Genomic DNA, 12,988 nt, shown 5'->3' with positions numbered 1-12,988 from the left:
CCTGGACACGATGAAACCAAGGTGGCCGTTCCCGCGCAACCCGGATTATGGGATTGCACTATTCCGGCGGGGAGGGGCGATGCCTGCCGAAGCGCGGCAGGGGGTCGAGGGATGGGTCGACCGATACGCCGGGTTCTGTCATCGCTCGCCGTTACCGTCGCGCGAGTGGCGGCCATCCATCTACGAACGCCGTTGCCGACGCCCTCCAGCGGCCTACCCGTGCACTCGGGCGGGCAGCCCTCGAACGTGCACTGTCTGGCCTTGCTCCGGGTGGGGTTTACCGAGCCACGCCGGTCACCCGGCGTGCTGGTGGTCTCTTACACCGCCTTTTCACCCTTACTGCCTGCAGCGGCCGAAGCCTGCGGCGGACAGCGGTCTCTTTTCTGTGGCACTGGCCTGCGGGTTACCCCGAGTGGGCGTTACCCACCACCCTGCCCTGCGGAGCCCGGACGTTCCTCGGTGGAGCGGTGCGAGCACCGTCCAACGCGGCCGCCTGGTCGACCCATCCAGGAACCATTCTAGGCGGCCCAGCCGGCCGTCCTGTCCGGGGGCACGGTGAGCCGTCCCGGTTGGGTACAGTTGATCGGTGCTGATCCTGCTTCCCCCGTCCGAAGGCAAGTCCGCAGCCCGCAAGGGTGGTCCGGTCCACCTGGAGGACCTGCACTTCCCGGAACTCAACGACGCCCGCCGGGCTGTCCTGGCCGCCCTCAAGAGCGCCAGCAGCGCCGCGGACGCGCACGCGATCCTCGGCGTAGGAGAATCCCTCGCAGCCGATGTAGCCCGGAACCTGGTGCTCGACGTAGCCCCGGCCGCTCCCGCACACGACGTCTATTCCGGGGTCCTCTACGACGCGCTCGGCTACGCCGGCATGACCCCGGTGCAGAAGCGCAGGGCACGCGAGCACTGCGTCGTCGTCTCGGGCCTGTGGGGCGCGATCGCGTTCGGCGATCCGATCCCCGCCTACCGGTTGTCGATGTCGGTCGACCTGCCCGGGACGGGACGGCTGGCGAGCTTCTGGAAGAAGCACCTCGCCTCTCCCCTGACCGAGCACGCAGGCGCGGGGCTCGTCGTCGACTGCCGGTCGAGCACCTATGCCGCCGCCTGGGCGCCGCCGGCGCAGCAGAGCGCGGCCGTCAACGTGGTCCAGCTGCGCAACGGCAGGAGGACCGTCGTGTCCCATTTCGCCAAGCACACGCGCGGCGAATTCGCCCGCCACCTGCTGACGCGACGCGGTACCGCGCCGGAGACGGCGGAGGCCCTGCTCAAGGTGGCCCGCGAGAAGTGGACAGCGGAGCTCGAGCCTTCCGGCGGCCGGAAGCCCGCGCAGCTCACCATCGTGCTCGACTGACGGTCAGTCGGCGACCAGCTCCACTTCGAAGCCCTCGGCGTTCTCGAGGTAGGCGGCATAGTGCTCCGGCCCGCCCGCGAACGGGTGCCTGTCCGTAAACATCAGGGACCATCCGTGGCTCGCAGCACGCCGCGCCAGCAGGTCGACGTCGGCTCGTGCGCCGGCGCGGAATGCGAGGTGGTTCACGCCGGGCCGGCGGCGCTCGTGGGCGCCGGCGGCGACGTCGGGACCGCTTTCCAGGACGAGGTAGAACTCGTCGGAGCCGTAGCTCACCCCGTCCTTCCAGGAGTCCCTGCGGGGGAAGCCCAGCCGTTCGAGCAGCCAGCCCAGGCTCGCCTCTGAGGCAGCGATGTCCTGGGTCCACACCTCCAGGTGGTGGAGCCTGCCTGCGGGACGGGGGGCCTCCTCGGCCGGAGCCTCGGGCTCCTCCGGCTGCACGGCGGCGGCACGCGGTTTCCACTCGACGCCGGCCATGCCGGCGTCCATCGCCTCGTTGGACAGCCGATCGGCGTCCTTGTTCCGCTCGCGCGGAATCCACTCGTAGCTCACCTGGCGCGGATCGAGGACCTTCCGCGCCTTAGCCGCCAGCGTGCGCATGTCGGCGTGCTTGATCTGCCACCGGCCGGACATCTGCTCGACGACCAGCTTGGAGTCCATCTTCACGTGGACGGCTGCCCGAGGATTGATCTCACGGGCCAGTTCCAGCCCCGAGACGAGCCCTGAGTACTCCGCGACGTTGTTGGAGGCCTTGCCGATGTAGGCGGCCTTCTCCACGAGGATGCGGCCCGTCTCCGGGTCGCGCACGAGGGCGCCGTAGCCCGCGTGCCCGGGATTGCCGCGCGAGCCGCCGTCGGCCTCGACGATGAGCCGAGCAGGGGCGCCCTGGTCCTGCTTCGTTGATGCGCTGGATTCGTACGGGTCGAACAACTGCTGATCTGTCACGGCTACTGGTTTCCCCAGTCGCCGGAACGAACGAGGATGCACCCGGAGTCGGGGCACAGCACGATGTCGTCGGGGGCGGAACCGGAGATGTCGGCGAGGTCGCCCGGGCTCAGCTGCATCCCCGAACCCTCGGACTTGCCGTGGAACAGGCGTGCGGCACCGACGCCGCGCTTGGCGAGGATCCGTTCGTAGATCGCGAGCAGCCCCGCGTCGAAGGTCGCCGCGAGTTCGTCGCGCTGCGCCTGCACCTGGCCGCGCTGCGCCTCGAGGGCCGCGAGTTCGGCGTCACGCGCCTCCTCGAGGGCCCGGAGCTCCGCCCTGACGGAGTCCGTCCGACCCTGGACCTCGGCCTGGGCGGTGCGTGCCGCCTCCACCCGTTCCATGACGTCGAGTTCGACGTCCTCGAGGTCCGAGCGCCGCCTGGTGAGGGACGCGACCTCGTGCTGCAGCGCCGTCAGGTCCTTCGAGGTCCCGGTTCCGCTGTTCAGGCGCTTCTCGTCGCGTTCGAGGCGGTTGACGACCGCCTGCACCTCGTCCTCCGCGCGGGTCAGCTCACGCTCGAGGTCCCCCAGCTCCGTGGTGGCGCGCACGAGTTCCGCGTCCACCTCGGCCACCCGGGCGGCCACCGTGCCGAGCTCGGGGTTGGCGCGCGCGGCAGCAGCCTGCCGGCTCAGCTTGTTGAGGGTCGAATCGAGCGCCTGCAGGTCGAGCAGGCGGAGTTGTTCCTCGGGTGCAGCCTTGGCCACGGTTAACCTCCAGGATGGGTCGGATGGGGCACGACGAACGGGCGTGGGCGTCGTCCAAGCCTAGGCCACGCCGCCGCGGCCGGACGTCGGTGACGGGACATCAGCTGCCGGGTGTGAGGACGAAGTCCCAGGGGTCCGTGTTGACCCCGCTGACCCGGATATCGGTCAGGAAGCCTCGCGCGCTCAGCACATCGCACAAGGCGTCCGCGGCCGGCGTCAGCCACAACCACTCACTGCCGAAGTGGGAGACGTCGATCAGGTAGGGCGGGCCGCCCGCTGCGGCCTCCCGGACCTCGAAGGCCGGATGGTGGCGCAGGTCGGCGGTGACGTAGACATCGGCCCGGCTGGCACGGACGCGATCGAACAGGGAGTCGCCGGCTCCACCACACACGGCCACGCGGCGCACCAACGCATCGCTGTTGCCTGCGACCCTGACTCCTCCTGCGACGGCGGGCAGGATGGAGAAGACCGCCTCGGCGAAGGCGCCGAGCGTCACCGGCGTCCCGAGATCGCCCACGCGCCCGATGCCCTCCTCGGGCAGGCCCCCGGCAGCCGGTGCGAGCGGTTCGACGTCGCGCAGCCCGAGGGCGTCGGCCAGGACGTCGGACACGCCGCCGACCGCACTGTCGCCGTTGGTGTGAACGGTCACGAGGGCGCACCCCGCCTCGATCAACCGATGGACGACGTCGCCCTTGAACCCGGACGCCGCGACCGACGAGACGGGCTTCAGCAGGAGCGGGTGGTGGGACACGATCATCGACGCTCCCCAGGCGAGCGCCTCGTCGAGGACGGCAGCGGACGGGTCGACCGCGAACAGGATCTTCACCGCGCGGTTTTCCGCCCTGCCGGCCACGAGCCCGACGGCGTCCCAGCCCTCTGCGAGGCTCTCGGGCCACAACTCGCCGATGGCAAGCAGGACGTCGCCGACGGTTGGTGCCGCCGCTGCCACCGGAGCGTCGTCGTGCTGGTTCTGTTCCATGACACCAGTAATACCCCCGCCACGGAACGCCTCCAACTTCCGCCGTTCGCAGGCGGGCCATCCGCCCCGGGAATCATCTGTGCCCGCGGCGCATTGACAAGGACATGAAGACTTTCGTGCTCGGAGGAGGCTGTTTCTGGTGCCTCGACGCCCTTTACCAGAAGACCCGCGGAGTGACCGAGGTCGTTTCGGGCTACACCGGCGGGCACACGAGGCACCCTGACTACGATTCCGTCTGCTCGGGGATGACCGGCCATGCGGAGGTCGTGGCGGTGACCTTCGACGAGGACGTGATCCCCGAGGACGTCATCCTGGACATGTACTTCGTGTCCCACGACCCCACCACGCTGAACCGGCAGGGCTACGACGTCGGCACGCAGTACCGCAGCGTCATGTACTACCAGGACGCGGAGCAGAAGGAACTGTTCGAGGACGCGATCCGGCGCAACCAGGAGAACTGGAAGAACCCGATCGTCACCGAGGTCAGCAGGCTCCCCCGGTTCCACGTCGCGGAGGACTGGCACCAGAACTACTACGCGAAGCACCCCGAGCAGGGCTACTGCCAGGTGATCATCAACCCGAAGCTGTCCAAGGCGCGGAAATATTACGCCCAGTGGCTCGCCGCGTAGGTGCAACCCGGACCACCCGTTAAGCTGACCGCCGTCGGTCCCGGGCGGTTCGGATCCGCCCCGCCCGACGCCGACATCCACCGCACCCGAACAGGCAGGCTCCCGCATGGCAAAGATCTATGACGACGTTACCCAGTTGGTGGGACGGACGCCCCTCGTCCGACTCAACCGCCTGACCGAGGGGCTCGACGCCCAGGTCGCCGTCAAGCTGGAGTTCTACAACCCCGCCAACAGCGTGAAGGACCGCATCGGCGTGGCCATCATCGACGCGGCGGAGCAGGCAGGCGCCCTCCGTCCCGGTGGAACGATCGTCGAGGGCACCTCCGGCAACACCGGCATCGCCCTGGCGATGGTCGGAGCCGCACGGGGATACAAGGTCATCCTGACGATGCCGGAGACCATGTCCACCGAGCGGCGCGTGATGCTGCGGGCCTATGGTGCCGAGATCGTGCTGACCCCGGGCTCGGAGGGCATGCGCGGCGCCGTCGACAGGGCGAAGGACATCGTCGCGACGACGGAGAACGCCATCTGGGCGCAGCAGTTCGCCAACGCCGCGAACCCGGCCATCCACCGCACCACCACGGCGGAGGAGGTCTGGGAGGATACCGCCGGCGGGGTGGACATCTTCGTCGCCGGTGTCGGAACCGGCGGCACCATCACGGGCGTCGGCCAGGTGCTGAAGGAGCGCAAGCCCGGCGTGCAAATCGTCGCCGTCGAGCCCGCCGACTCCCCCATCCTCAACGGCGGAGCTCCGGGCCCCCACAAGATCCAGGGCCTCGGCGCCAACTTCATCCCGGAGAACCTCGACCGCGAGGCGTACGACGAGGTGCTGGACGCGACGGTCGAGGACTCCGTGCGGGTGGCACGCGCCCTGGGCACCCAGGAGGGCATCCTCGGCGGCATCTCGTCCGGGGCCATCGTCTGGGCCGCCCTGGAGCTCGCGAAGCGTCCGGAGAACGCCGGTAAGCTCATCGTGGCCGTCGTCTGCGACTTCGGCGAACGCTACATCTCGACGGTGCTCTTCGACGACATCCGCGGCTGAGACCGCCCGCACGACCTCGGATACCGTCCGAGACCACGACATCCCCAGGAAAAGGTAGCCGGTGAGCTTTCTAGAACGACTGCGCGAGGACCTCGAGACCGCACGGACCCACGATCCGGCTGCCCGCGGGTCCTTCGAGAACACCGTCGTGTACTCCGGGCTCCATGCCATCTGGGTGCATCGCCTCACCCACCGGATGTGGCGCAACGAAAAGCTGCGCTTCCCCGCGCGCGCCCTCGCCCAGCTCGCGCGGGCACTCACCGGTGTCGAGATCCATCCGGCGGCGACCATCGGGCGCCGGTTCTTCATCGACCACGGGATGGGCATCGTGATCGGCAGCACCGCGGAGATCGGCGACGACGTCATGCTCTACCAGGGCGTGACGCTCGGCGGCCGCTCGCTGGAGAAGGTCAAGCGCCACCCCACGATCGGTGACCGCGTCACCATCGGGGCGGGAGCCAAGGTGCTGGGCCCCATCACCATCGGGGCGGGCAGCGCCGTCGGCGCCAACGCCGTCGTGGTGAAGGACACGCCACCCGATTCCATCGTCACGGGCATCCCGGCGACGTTCCGCCACCGCGACTCGCGGCGGGAGACGCAACCTGCCGTCGACCCCGCGGAGTACGTGGACCCCGCCATCTACATCTAGCCGCAACGACAGAAGCCCCGGACCGAGGTCCGGGGCTTCTGTCGTTGCGGGGGCCGTCAGTGGGTGTCGACGGCTTCGATCTCGGACTTGTCCTCGCCCCACAGGGTGTGGAACGTGCCGTCGGTGTCGACGCGGTTGTAGGTGTGCGCGCCGAAGAGGTCGCGCAGGCCCTGGGTGAGGGCGGCGGGCAGGCGCTTGCGGCGCAGGCCGTCGTAGTAGGCCAGCGATGCCGAGAAGACCGGGACGGGGATGCCCAGCTGCACGGCGGTCGCGACCACGCGGCGCCACGCCGGGACCGCGCCGGCGATGGCTTCGGCGAATGCGGGGGCGAGCAGCAGGTTCGCGGGGCGCTCGTCGCCGGCGTAGGCCTTCATGATGTCGTCGAGCAGCTCGGCGCGGATGATGCAGCCGGCACGCCACAGCGAGGCGATCTCGTCGAGCTTGAGCTCCCAGCCGTACTCCTTCGCGGCCGCGGTGAGCATGTCGATGCCCTGGGCGTAGCTGACGAGCTTGGACGCGTACAGGGCCAGGCGGACGTCCTCCACGAAGCTCTCGGGCAGCTCGACGCTGCCCTCGTGGCCCTGCAGGATGTCCTGGGCCAGGACCCGCTGGTCCTTCTGCGAGGACAGGGCGCGGGCGAAGACCGACTCGGCGATGCCCGAGGTGGGGCTGCCCAGTTCCAGCGCGGAGACCACGGTCCAGCGCCCGGTGCCCTTCTGCCCGGCGGCGTCGACGACGACGTCGACGAAGGGCTTGCCCGTGCGCGCGTCCGTGTGGCCGAGGACCTCGGCGGTGATCTCGATGAGGAAGGAGGACAGCGTGCCCGCGTTCCAGTCGGTGAAGATCTTCGCCTGCTCGGCCGGTTCGATCCCGGCACCCGAGCGCAGCAGGTCGAAGGCCTCCCCGATGACCTGCATGTCGGCGTACTCGATGCCGTTGTGCACCATCTTCACGAAGTGCCCGGCACCGTCCGTGCCGATCCACGTGCAGCACGGCTCACCGTTGTACTTCGCGGAGATCTTCTCCAGCATCGGGCCGAGGGAATCGTAGGACTCGCGGGAGCCGCCGGGCATGATCGACGGGCCCAGGAGGGCGCCCTCCTCGCCGCCGGAGACCCCGACGCCGACGAAGTGCAGGTCCTGCTGGGAGAGGGCGGCCTCGCGGCGGCGCGTGTCCTCGTAGTGCGAGTTGCCGCCGTCGATCACGATGTCGCCGGGCTCCAGCAGCGGGGTCAGCTGGTCGATCACCGAATCCACCGGCTTGCCGGCCTTCACCATGATCAGCACACGGCGGGGCTTCTCGAGGGAGTCGACCAGTTCCTGCAGGGTCTCGGTGCGGATGAAGTCGCCGTCGTTCCCGTGCTTCTCCAGCAGGGTGTCGGTCTTCTCCACCGACCTGTTGTGCAGGGCCACCGTGTAGCCGTTGCGGGCCAGGTTCCGGGCGAGGTTCGCTCCCATGACTGCCAGGCCTGTGACGCCGATCTGTGCGCTCAATGTGTTCTCCGTCGTTTATCCGCTGCATGCAGTGCGCTGCATGTACCGGTGCTTTCGGGCGCGTTCCCGCGCGGGCCAACCGGCCGCTTTCACACTATTACCGTCGCAACACCCGCCGCCACACGCGCGACCGGACCCGCCGTTTTATGTCGGCGGGTTCCGAGAGGGGAAGTGTCCCTTCGAACACGCCGTCGACTGGGACGCTGGCGCCATCCATGAAAGAATGATAAGGATGTCCGACGTTACGGTTACCCCCGCCGCCCCTGCCCCCGCCTCCTCGCGCCCTCAGGTGCGCCCCGAAGTCGAGGGCGCCGAGCCGATCGTCTCCAGCGACGGCAGGCCGCTGCTGCAGTTCAAGTCGCCGCGCGTCAGCCAGCCGCCGGTGCACCTGGCGGACCTGACCCTTGCCGAGCGGCAGGACCGGTTGAAGGAACTGGGCCACCAGGGCTTCCGTGCGAAGCAGCTGTCCACGCACTACTTCTCGCACTACACCACGGACCCGGCCGCCATGAGCGACCTGCCGAAGGCGGGGCGCGAGGAGCTGGTGCAGGCCATGTTCCCGCCGCTGCTCACCGAGGTGAAGCGCCTGACCACGGACAACGGTGACACCATCAAGTTCCTCTGGCGCCTCTTCGACGGCGCCCTCGTCGAGTCGGTCCTGATGCGCTATCCGGGCCGCGTGACGCTCTGCGTGTCATCCCAGGCGGGGTGCGGCATGAACTGCCCGTTCTGCGCGACGGGCCAGGCCGGCCTGACGCGCAACATGTCCACGGCCGAGATCGTGGACCAGGTGGTCGCCGCGAACCGTGCCCTCGCCGAGGGCGCGCTGGGCGACCTTCGCACCGATGGCGGGCACGACGCCGACCGCGTGACCAACATCGTCTTCATGGGCATGGGCGAGCCGCTGGCCAACTACAAGCGGGTCATGGCGGCCCTGCACCGCTTCGTCGACGACTCCCCCGAGGGTCTCGGCATGTCGGCCCGCAACATCACCGTGTCGACGGTCGGTCTGGTGCCGGCCATCAACAAGCTGGCGGCCGAGTCGCTGCCGGTCACCTTCGCGCTGTCGCTCCACGCACCCGACGACGAACTCCGCGACGAGCTCATCCCGGTGAACACGCGCTGGAAGGTCGACGAGGCCCTCGACGCGGCCTACAACTACTACCGGACCACCGGGCGCCGCGTGAGCATCGAGTACGCGCTCATCAAGGACATGAACGACCACGCGTGGCGTGCCGACCTGCTGGCCAAGAAACTCAACCAGCGCGGCCGTGGCTGGGTGCACGTCAACCCGATCCCGCTCAACCCCACGCCGGGCTCCATCTGGACCGCGTCGGAGAAGAGCGTCTCGACGGAGTTCATCAACCGTCTGCGCGACGCCGGCATCCCCACCACCCTGCGCGATACGCGCGGCAAGGAGATCGACGGTGCCTGCGGACAGCTGGCGGCCGGCGAGTAGCGTGAACGGATTGGCGCGATCCTCCGCCGAGCCGGTATAGTCGATCCTCGTGATGACGCGCTGCCGGCTGTAGCCGGCGGGACGGCATCCAGGACCAGGGTCTTTAGCTCAGCTGGTAGAGCGCCACGTTTACACCGTGGATGTCATCGGTTCGATCCCGGTAGGACCCACTATCGAAACCCCGCTACTCCAAGGGCCCCACCCTTGAATGGCGGGGTTTTCTGCTGTGCGGTTGGTCTCTTTGCGGCCGACTGAAACTCCCGGCCATTCAACGCTTCCTGACGATCGAGGCCAGTCGTCCGATGAACACGATCAGAATCAGCGCAGCCCCGCTGAGGAACAGCAGAGCAAGCCAGAGGGACGGACCGTCAGCGCCCATTCCGATACCCAACCTGCGGGCCGCCACGCAGAGGGCAAGCATCGAAGCGCCAATAACGAACATGGCCGTCCTTCGATTCCAGCGCATTGTGCTCTTCATGCGCCAAGCCTAGGCGTATACGGTCACGGGCTGCCAAGCCCAATCCATCAGACAATGCCACGGGCTGGATTCGAGCGGACAGGTACGGGAAACGACGCCCGCGACAGATGCCGCCGTCTCGCCGGTACGGCTCGGGTCCAGCGGCCCCGAGGGCTACTGCCGAGCCTCCGCCACGCCGACGGGCTTGCCGTCGGAGAACGTCAGCACATAGTCCTGGCCCATGATGGTCACGGTGCACTGCAGCGCGCCGACAAGCCTGCAGTCATCGCCGGGACCGGGCGGCGTCTGAGGCTCCTCAAAGATCGGCTCGAGCAGTTCCGGATCGATCCCCGGTGGCGTGGGCTCGTGGAACGGCACGGAGCCCGGCGGGATGCAGGTGTAGGGGTCAGCGGGGTCGGTCCACCAGGCCCCTGCCTCGGTGACAGGACACTGCGGGTAAGGCGGGACGGGCAGCGAGCCGGGCGAGAGGTCGCCAATCATGCCGCTGCCCGGCCAGGCGGGAGCCGGAGCCGGAGCGGGAGCAGGAGCCGGAGCCGGAGCCGGAGCGGGAGCAGGCGGCGTATCCTCGGGCACCGGGGAGTCCTGCCCGCCCGTCGACGGGGCGGGATCCGCAACGGCGTCGCCGGCGGCACCTGACGGCGCCGGAGCGACCGCCTCGACGACGGCGGAGACGGGAGCGTCCTCCGCAGCCTGCCCCTGGTATTCGAGGGCGAGGGGGGCGACGGCCGCAGCCATCACTGTTCCGAGAGCGACCAGCAGAGACCTTGTTGAATGACGCATGTTCCACCCCAGTTGAGAGACCTATGGGTTGAACCTACGGCGCAGTCGATGACGGGGAAACAGTGGGCGCTACTCGCTTTGCGGGTTGACTACTCGGACCAGCCGGGGGTGGATACCTAGGCCCGCGGAAGTTCGGGCAGCCGCTCGGCGAGGTACGTCAGGGCCTCCGACACGCCTGCCTCGATCTTGAGGGTGGCGAGGTCGTCGCCGCGCGTCCAGCCGCGGTTGATGATGACGGCGGGCTTGCCCGCCTTGACGGCGTGCCGGACGAAGCGGAGTCCGCTCATGACCGTCAGGGACGACCCGGCGACGAGCAATGCCCCTGCGGCATCCACCATGGCGTATGCGTCGGCGACACGGTCCTTCGGCACGTTCTCGCCGAAGTAGACGAAGTCGGGCTTCAGCATCCCGCCGCACACCGGGCAGGGTGCCATCACGAAGTCCTCGGTGTCGTCGACATCCGCGTCCGCGTCGGGGGCCACGTCGCCGGCGTCGGACTCCCGCTCGAGGTACCCGGGATTGAGGTCCTCGAGGATCTCGGCGATGCGGGATCGCGCGAAGGTCGACGCGCACTGCAGGCACACGACGCGGTCGAACGTCCCGTGCAGGTCGATGACGTTCACGCTCCCGGCCGAGGAGTGGAGCCTGTCGACGTTCTGGGTGATGAGGCCCGAGAGCAGGCCCCGCTGCTCCAGTCTCGCCACGGCCGCGTGGCCCGCGTTCGGGTCGGCACGGCGGAGATGCCTCCAGCCGACGTGGTTGCGCGCCCAGTACCGGCGGCGGAGCGCTTCGTCGCCCACAAACTGCTGGTAGGTCATGGGATTGCGCGGGACGGACTGCGGGCCGCGGTAGTCGGGTATGCCCGAGTCGGTGCTCAGTCCCGCTCCGGTCAGCACGGCAAGCCGCAGTCCGCCGAGCAGGTCCACGGCCTGGTCGAGGAGGTGGCGCTCCCCGGGGGCCAGGGGATTCAGGCCCGACGCCGGGTTCCCGCTCGCGAACCCGGTCAGACCGAGGCGCGGGTTGGATCCGGGCCCGTCCTGGTCGTGCTTGTCCCCCTCCGCCGTCACAGTGCGGCTTCGACCGAGCCCAGCGCTCGCGCGTAGTCGGCGATGGGTCGTCCCTGTCCGTGCGGCGACGACACCACGGCACGCACGGTGCCGGTGCCGTCCAGGACATAGCTGACCCGCTCCGCGTACCCGTGGACGGCGTCGAAGGCGTCGAAGGCGCGGGTCACCGAGCCGTGGGGCCAGAAGTCGGCCAGGAGGTCGAAGGAGATGTCGTTCGCGTCCGCGAAGGCGCGCAGCGTGTACTTGTGGTCGACGGATACCGCGACCAGCGTGACGCCCGCGGCGTCGAAGAGGTCGAGGTTTTCCCGGAGCTGGCCGAGTTCATCGGTGCACACGCGGGAGAAGGCGAACGGGAAGAAGACGACGACGGACCCGCCGACGAGCGACGCGCTGTCCACGGTCTCACCGAACTGGTTGTCGAGCGTGAACCTGGGCGCGGCGGACCCGATCTCGAGCGGCAACGCCTACTGCTTCCGGCGGCTGACGAGCCGCGTCGCGGCCCATTCCTTGGAGACTCCGGCCGACGACGTCGAATGCAGGCCGGCCGTCGGAGCGGCTTCCTGGACGTCCGCCGGAGCGACATAGCCCGGGCGGCCGGACTTGGGCGTGAAGAGCCATACGACGCCGCCGGCGCCGAGCGAGGTCAGGGCGTCCACGAGGGCATCGACGAGGTCGCCGTCCCCGTTGCGCCACCAGAGGATCACACCGTCGACGACGTCCTGGTCATCCTCCGTGAGCAGCTCGGAGCCGATGCCGTCCTCCAGGCTCTCCCGGAAGTCGAAGTCGACGTCGTCGTCGTAGCCGAGTTCCTGAACAAGGTCTCCGTCCTTGAAACCCAACTTGCCTGCCACGTTGACCGCAGTGGCGGCTTCAGCCTCGCTCACTTAGCTCCTCCTGGAAAGACGGGACTGTCGGCTGACGGGCCCTCGTGTAGATATACATTGCTACCAGCCAACACCCTTATCCGCCAAGCATCAAGCCAGTGCGTCGATTTGGGGCTCCGAGTGCCCCGGAGCGGCGCCCGGCGTCCGCACCGGGGCAGGAAGGGCACGCCCTCGGCGTAATCTACCCGGCGGCCCCGGTCCGGCTACGCATGGAAGGCCCGGCGGCGATAGAGTGTGGCCTTATATGGCCGCGGTCCAAGCACCGGGGCTTGCATCCCTGCGCGGGCCCACGAGCCGGGCGCAGGCATAAAGCGACACAGACATGATCTGTGGAAGTGGAGAGATATCGCGTGGCTGCAGAACAAGGTACGGCGGATATTCTGAGCGGGTTGACCGTCGGTAAGCCCGATGGGGATCCGGAAGAGACCGCGGAGTGGATCGAATCCCTCGACCAGCTGATTCGCACCCAGGGCACCGAGCGCGCGCAGTACA

At 68.8% G+C, this 12,988-nt stretch carries 14 protein-coding genes, 1 tRNA gene and 1 other RNA gene; 6 read left to right on the top strand and 10 right to left on the bottom strand.

Features of this window, described 5'->3' with window-relative positions; all coding sequences use genetic code 11:
• Nucleotides 1-108: 108 nt before the first annotated feature.
• An RNA gene (gene rnpB, locus ACX80J_RS13475) (RNase P RNA component class A) lies at nt 109-505 on the bottom strand.
• An 81-nt stretch (nt 506-586) separates the two neighbouring features.
• On the opposite strand from rnpB, the gene ACX80J_RS13470 reads away from it, so the two are divergent.
• A complete protein-coding gene (locus ACX80J_RS13470; protein ID WP_459348128.1) occupies nt 587-1,348 on the top strand; it encodes a YaaA family protein in 762 nt (253 codons plus the stop codon).
• A gap of 3 nt (nt 1,349-1,351) precedes the next feature.
• On the opposite strand, the gene ACX80J_RS13465 is transcribed toward ACX80J_RS13470, so the two are convergent.
• The 3 genes from ACX80J_RS13465 to ACX80J_RS13455 all read right to left on the bottom strand — a co-directional run bounded on the left by ACX80J_RS13465 (nt 1,352) and on the right by ACX80J_RS13455 (nt 4,015).
• A complete protein-coding gene (locus tag ACX80J_RS13465) occupies nt 1,352-2,290 on the bottom strand; it encodes a reverse transcriptase-like protein (RefSeq protein ID WP_459348127.1) in 939 nt (312 codons plus the stop codon).
• Between the two features lie 2 nt (nt 2,291-2,292).
• Entirely contained in the window at nt 2,293-3,036 is a 744-nt protein-coding gene (locus ACX80J_RS13460; protein ID WP_459348126.1) for a zinc ribbon domain-containing protein, read from the bottom strand.
• Between the two features lie 100 nt (nt 3,037-3,136).
• Nucleotides 3,137-4,015 carry a Nif3-like dinuclear metal center hexameric protein gene (locus tag ACX80J_RS13455; protein ID WP_459348125.1) on the bottom strand — a complete coding sequence of 293 codons (879 nt, stop codon included), beginning with the start codon at nt 4,013-4,015 and terminating at the stop codon, nt 3,137-3,139.
• A 104-nt stretch (nt 4,016-4,119) separates the two neighbouring features.
• On the opposite strand from ACX80J_RS13455, the gene msrA reads away from it, so the two are divergent.
• From msrA to epsC, 3 genes are all read left to right on the top strand, one after another.
• Nucleotides 4,120-4,644, top strand: coding sequence for a peptide-methionine (S)-S-oxide reductase MsrA (msrA, locus tag ACX80J_RS13450; RefSeq protein ID WP_459343348.1), 525 nt, complete (start codon nt 4,120-4,122; stop codon nt 4,642-4,644).
• A gap of 106 nt (nt 4,645-4,750) precedes the next feature.
• Nucleotides 4,751-5,686 (top strand): cysteine synthase A, encoded by a 936-nt coding sequence (gene cysK, locus ACX80J_RS13445; protein ID WP_459348124.1) that lies wholly within the window; start codon nt 4,751-4,753, stop codon nt 5,684-5,686.
• A gap of 61 nt (nt 5,687-5,747) precedes the next feature.
• Nucleotides 5,748-6,335, top strand: a complete 588-nt coding sequence (gene epsC, locus ACX80J_RS13440) for a serine O-acetyltransferase EpsC (protein WP_087075947.1) — start codon at nt 5,748-5,750, stop codon at nt 6,333-6,335.
• A 56-nt stretch (nt 6,336-6,391) separates the two neighbouring features.
• Here epsC and gndA read toward each other — a convergent pair whose 3' ends face one another.
• On the bottom strand, nt 6,392-7,828 hold the full coding sequence (gene gndA, locus ACX80J_RS13435) for an NADP-dependent phosphogluconate dehydrogenase (protein ID WP_459348123.1): 1,437 nt from the start codon (nt 7,826-7,828) through the stop codon (nt 6,392-6,394).
• Between the two features lie 232 nt (nt 7,829-8,060).
• On the opposite strand from gndA, the gene rlmN reads away from it, so the two are divergent.
• Both rlmN and ACX80J_RS13425 read left to right on the top strand, forming a co-directional pair.
• Complete coding sequence (gene rlmN / locus ACX80J_RS13430) at nt 8,061-9,287, top strand: 23S rRNA (adenine(2503)-C(2))-methyltransferase RlmN (protein ID WP_459348122.1); 1,227 nt, start codon at nt 8,061-8,063, stop codon at nt 9,285-9,287.
• Between the two features lie 97 nt (nt 9,288-9,384).
• A tRNA-Val gene (locus ACX80J_RS13425) sits at nt 9,385-9,457 on the top strand.
• Nucleotides 9,458-9,555: 98 nt separating this feature from the next.
• Here ACX80J_RS13425 and ACX80J_RS13420 read toward each other — a convergent pair.
• The 5 genes from ACX80J_RS13420 to ACX80J_RS13400 form a co-directional block, all read right to left on the bottom strand.
• Complete coding sequence (locus tag ACX80J_RS13420; RefSeq protein WP_459348121.1) at nt 9,556-9,765, bottom strand: hypothetical protein; 210 nt, start codon at nt 9,763-9,765, stop codon at nt 9,556-9,558.
• 153 nt (nt 9,766-9,918) lie between these two features.
• A complete protein-coding gene (locus tag ACX80J_RS13415; RefSeq protein WP_459348120.1) occupies nt 9,919-10,545 on the bottom strand; it encodes a hypothetical protein in 627 nt (208 codons plus the stop codon).
• A 116-nt stretch (nt 10,546-10,661) separates the two neighbouring features.
• Entirely contained in the window at nt 10,662-11,612 is a 951-nt protein-coding gene (locus ACX80J_RS13410; protein ID WP_459348119.1) for an NAD-dependent protein deacetylase, read from the bottom strand.
• Nucleotides 11,609-12,073 carry a redoxin domain-containing protein gene (locus tag ACX80J_RS13405; protein WP_459348118.1) on the bottom strand — a complete coding sequence of 155 codons (465 nt, stop codon included), beginning with the start codon at nt 12,071-12,073 and terminating at the stop codon, nt 11,609-11,611. Before ACX80J_RS13405 ends, ACX80J_RS13410 begins: the two co-directional genes overlap by 4 nt.
• Before the next feature lie 3 nt (nt 12,074-12,076).
• Nucleotides 12,077-12,496 (bottom strand): DUF3052 domain-containing protein, encoded by a 420-nt coding sequence (locus tag ACX80J_RS13400; RefSeq protein ID WP_459343355.1) that lies wholly within the window; start codon nt 12,494-12,496, stop codon nt 12,077-12,079.
• Between the last annotated feature and the right edge of the window lie 492 nt (nt 12,497-12,988).

It is taken from the genome of Arthrobacter rhamnosi (assembly GCF_054510975.1).
Note: the sequence above shows the minus strand (reverse complement) of the source record. Positions and strands in the feature narration are given on the sequence as shown.

What these genes read in the sequence shown, in the direction of transcription:
- ACX80J_RS13455 (WP_459348125.1), bottom strand. Translation starts at nt 4,015, where the DNA reads ATGGAACAGAACCAGCACGACGACGCTCCGGTGGCAGCGGCGGCACCA.
- msrA (WP_459343348.1), top strand. Translation starts at nt 4,120, where the DNA reads ATGAAGACTTTCGTGCTCGGAGGAGGCTGTTTCTGGTGCCTCGACGCC.
- cysK (WP_459348124.1), top strand. Translation starts at nt 4,751, where the DNA reads ATGGCAAAGATCTATGACGACGTTACCCAGTTGGTGGGACGGACGCCC.
- rlmN (WP_459348122.1), top strand. Translation starts at nt 8,061, where the DNA reads ATGTCCGACGTTACGGTTACCCCCGCCGCCCCTGCCCCCGCCTCCTCG.
- ACX80J_RS13420 (WP_459348121.1), bottom strand. Translation starts at nt 9,765, where the DNA reads ATGAAGAGCACAATGCGCTGGAATCGAAGGACGGCCATGTTCGTTATT.
- ACX80J_RS13415 (WP_459348120.1), bottom strand. Translation starts at nt 10,545, where the DNA reads ATGCGTCATTCAACAAGGTCTCTGCTGGTCGCTCTCGGAACAGTGATG.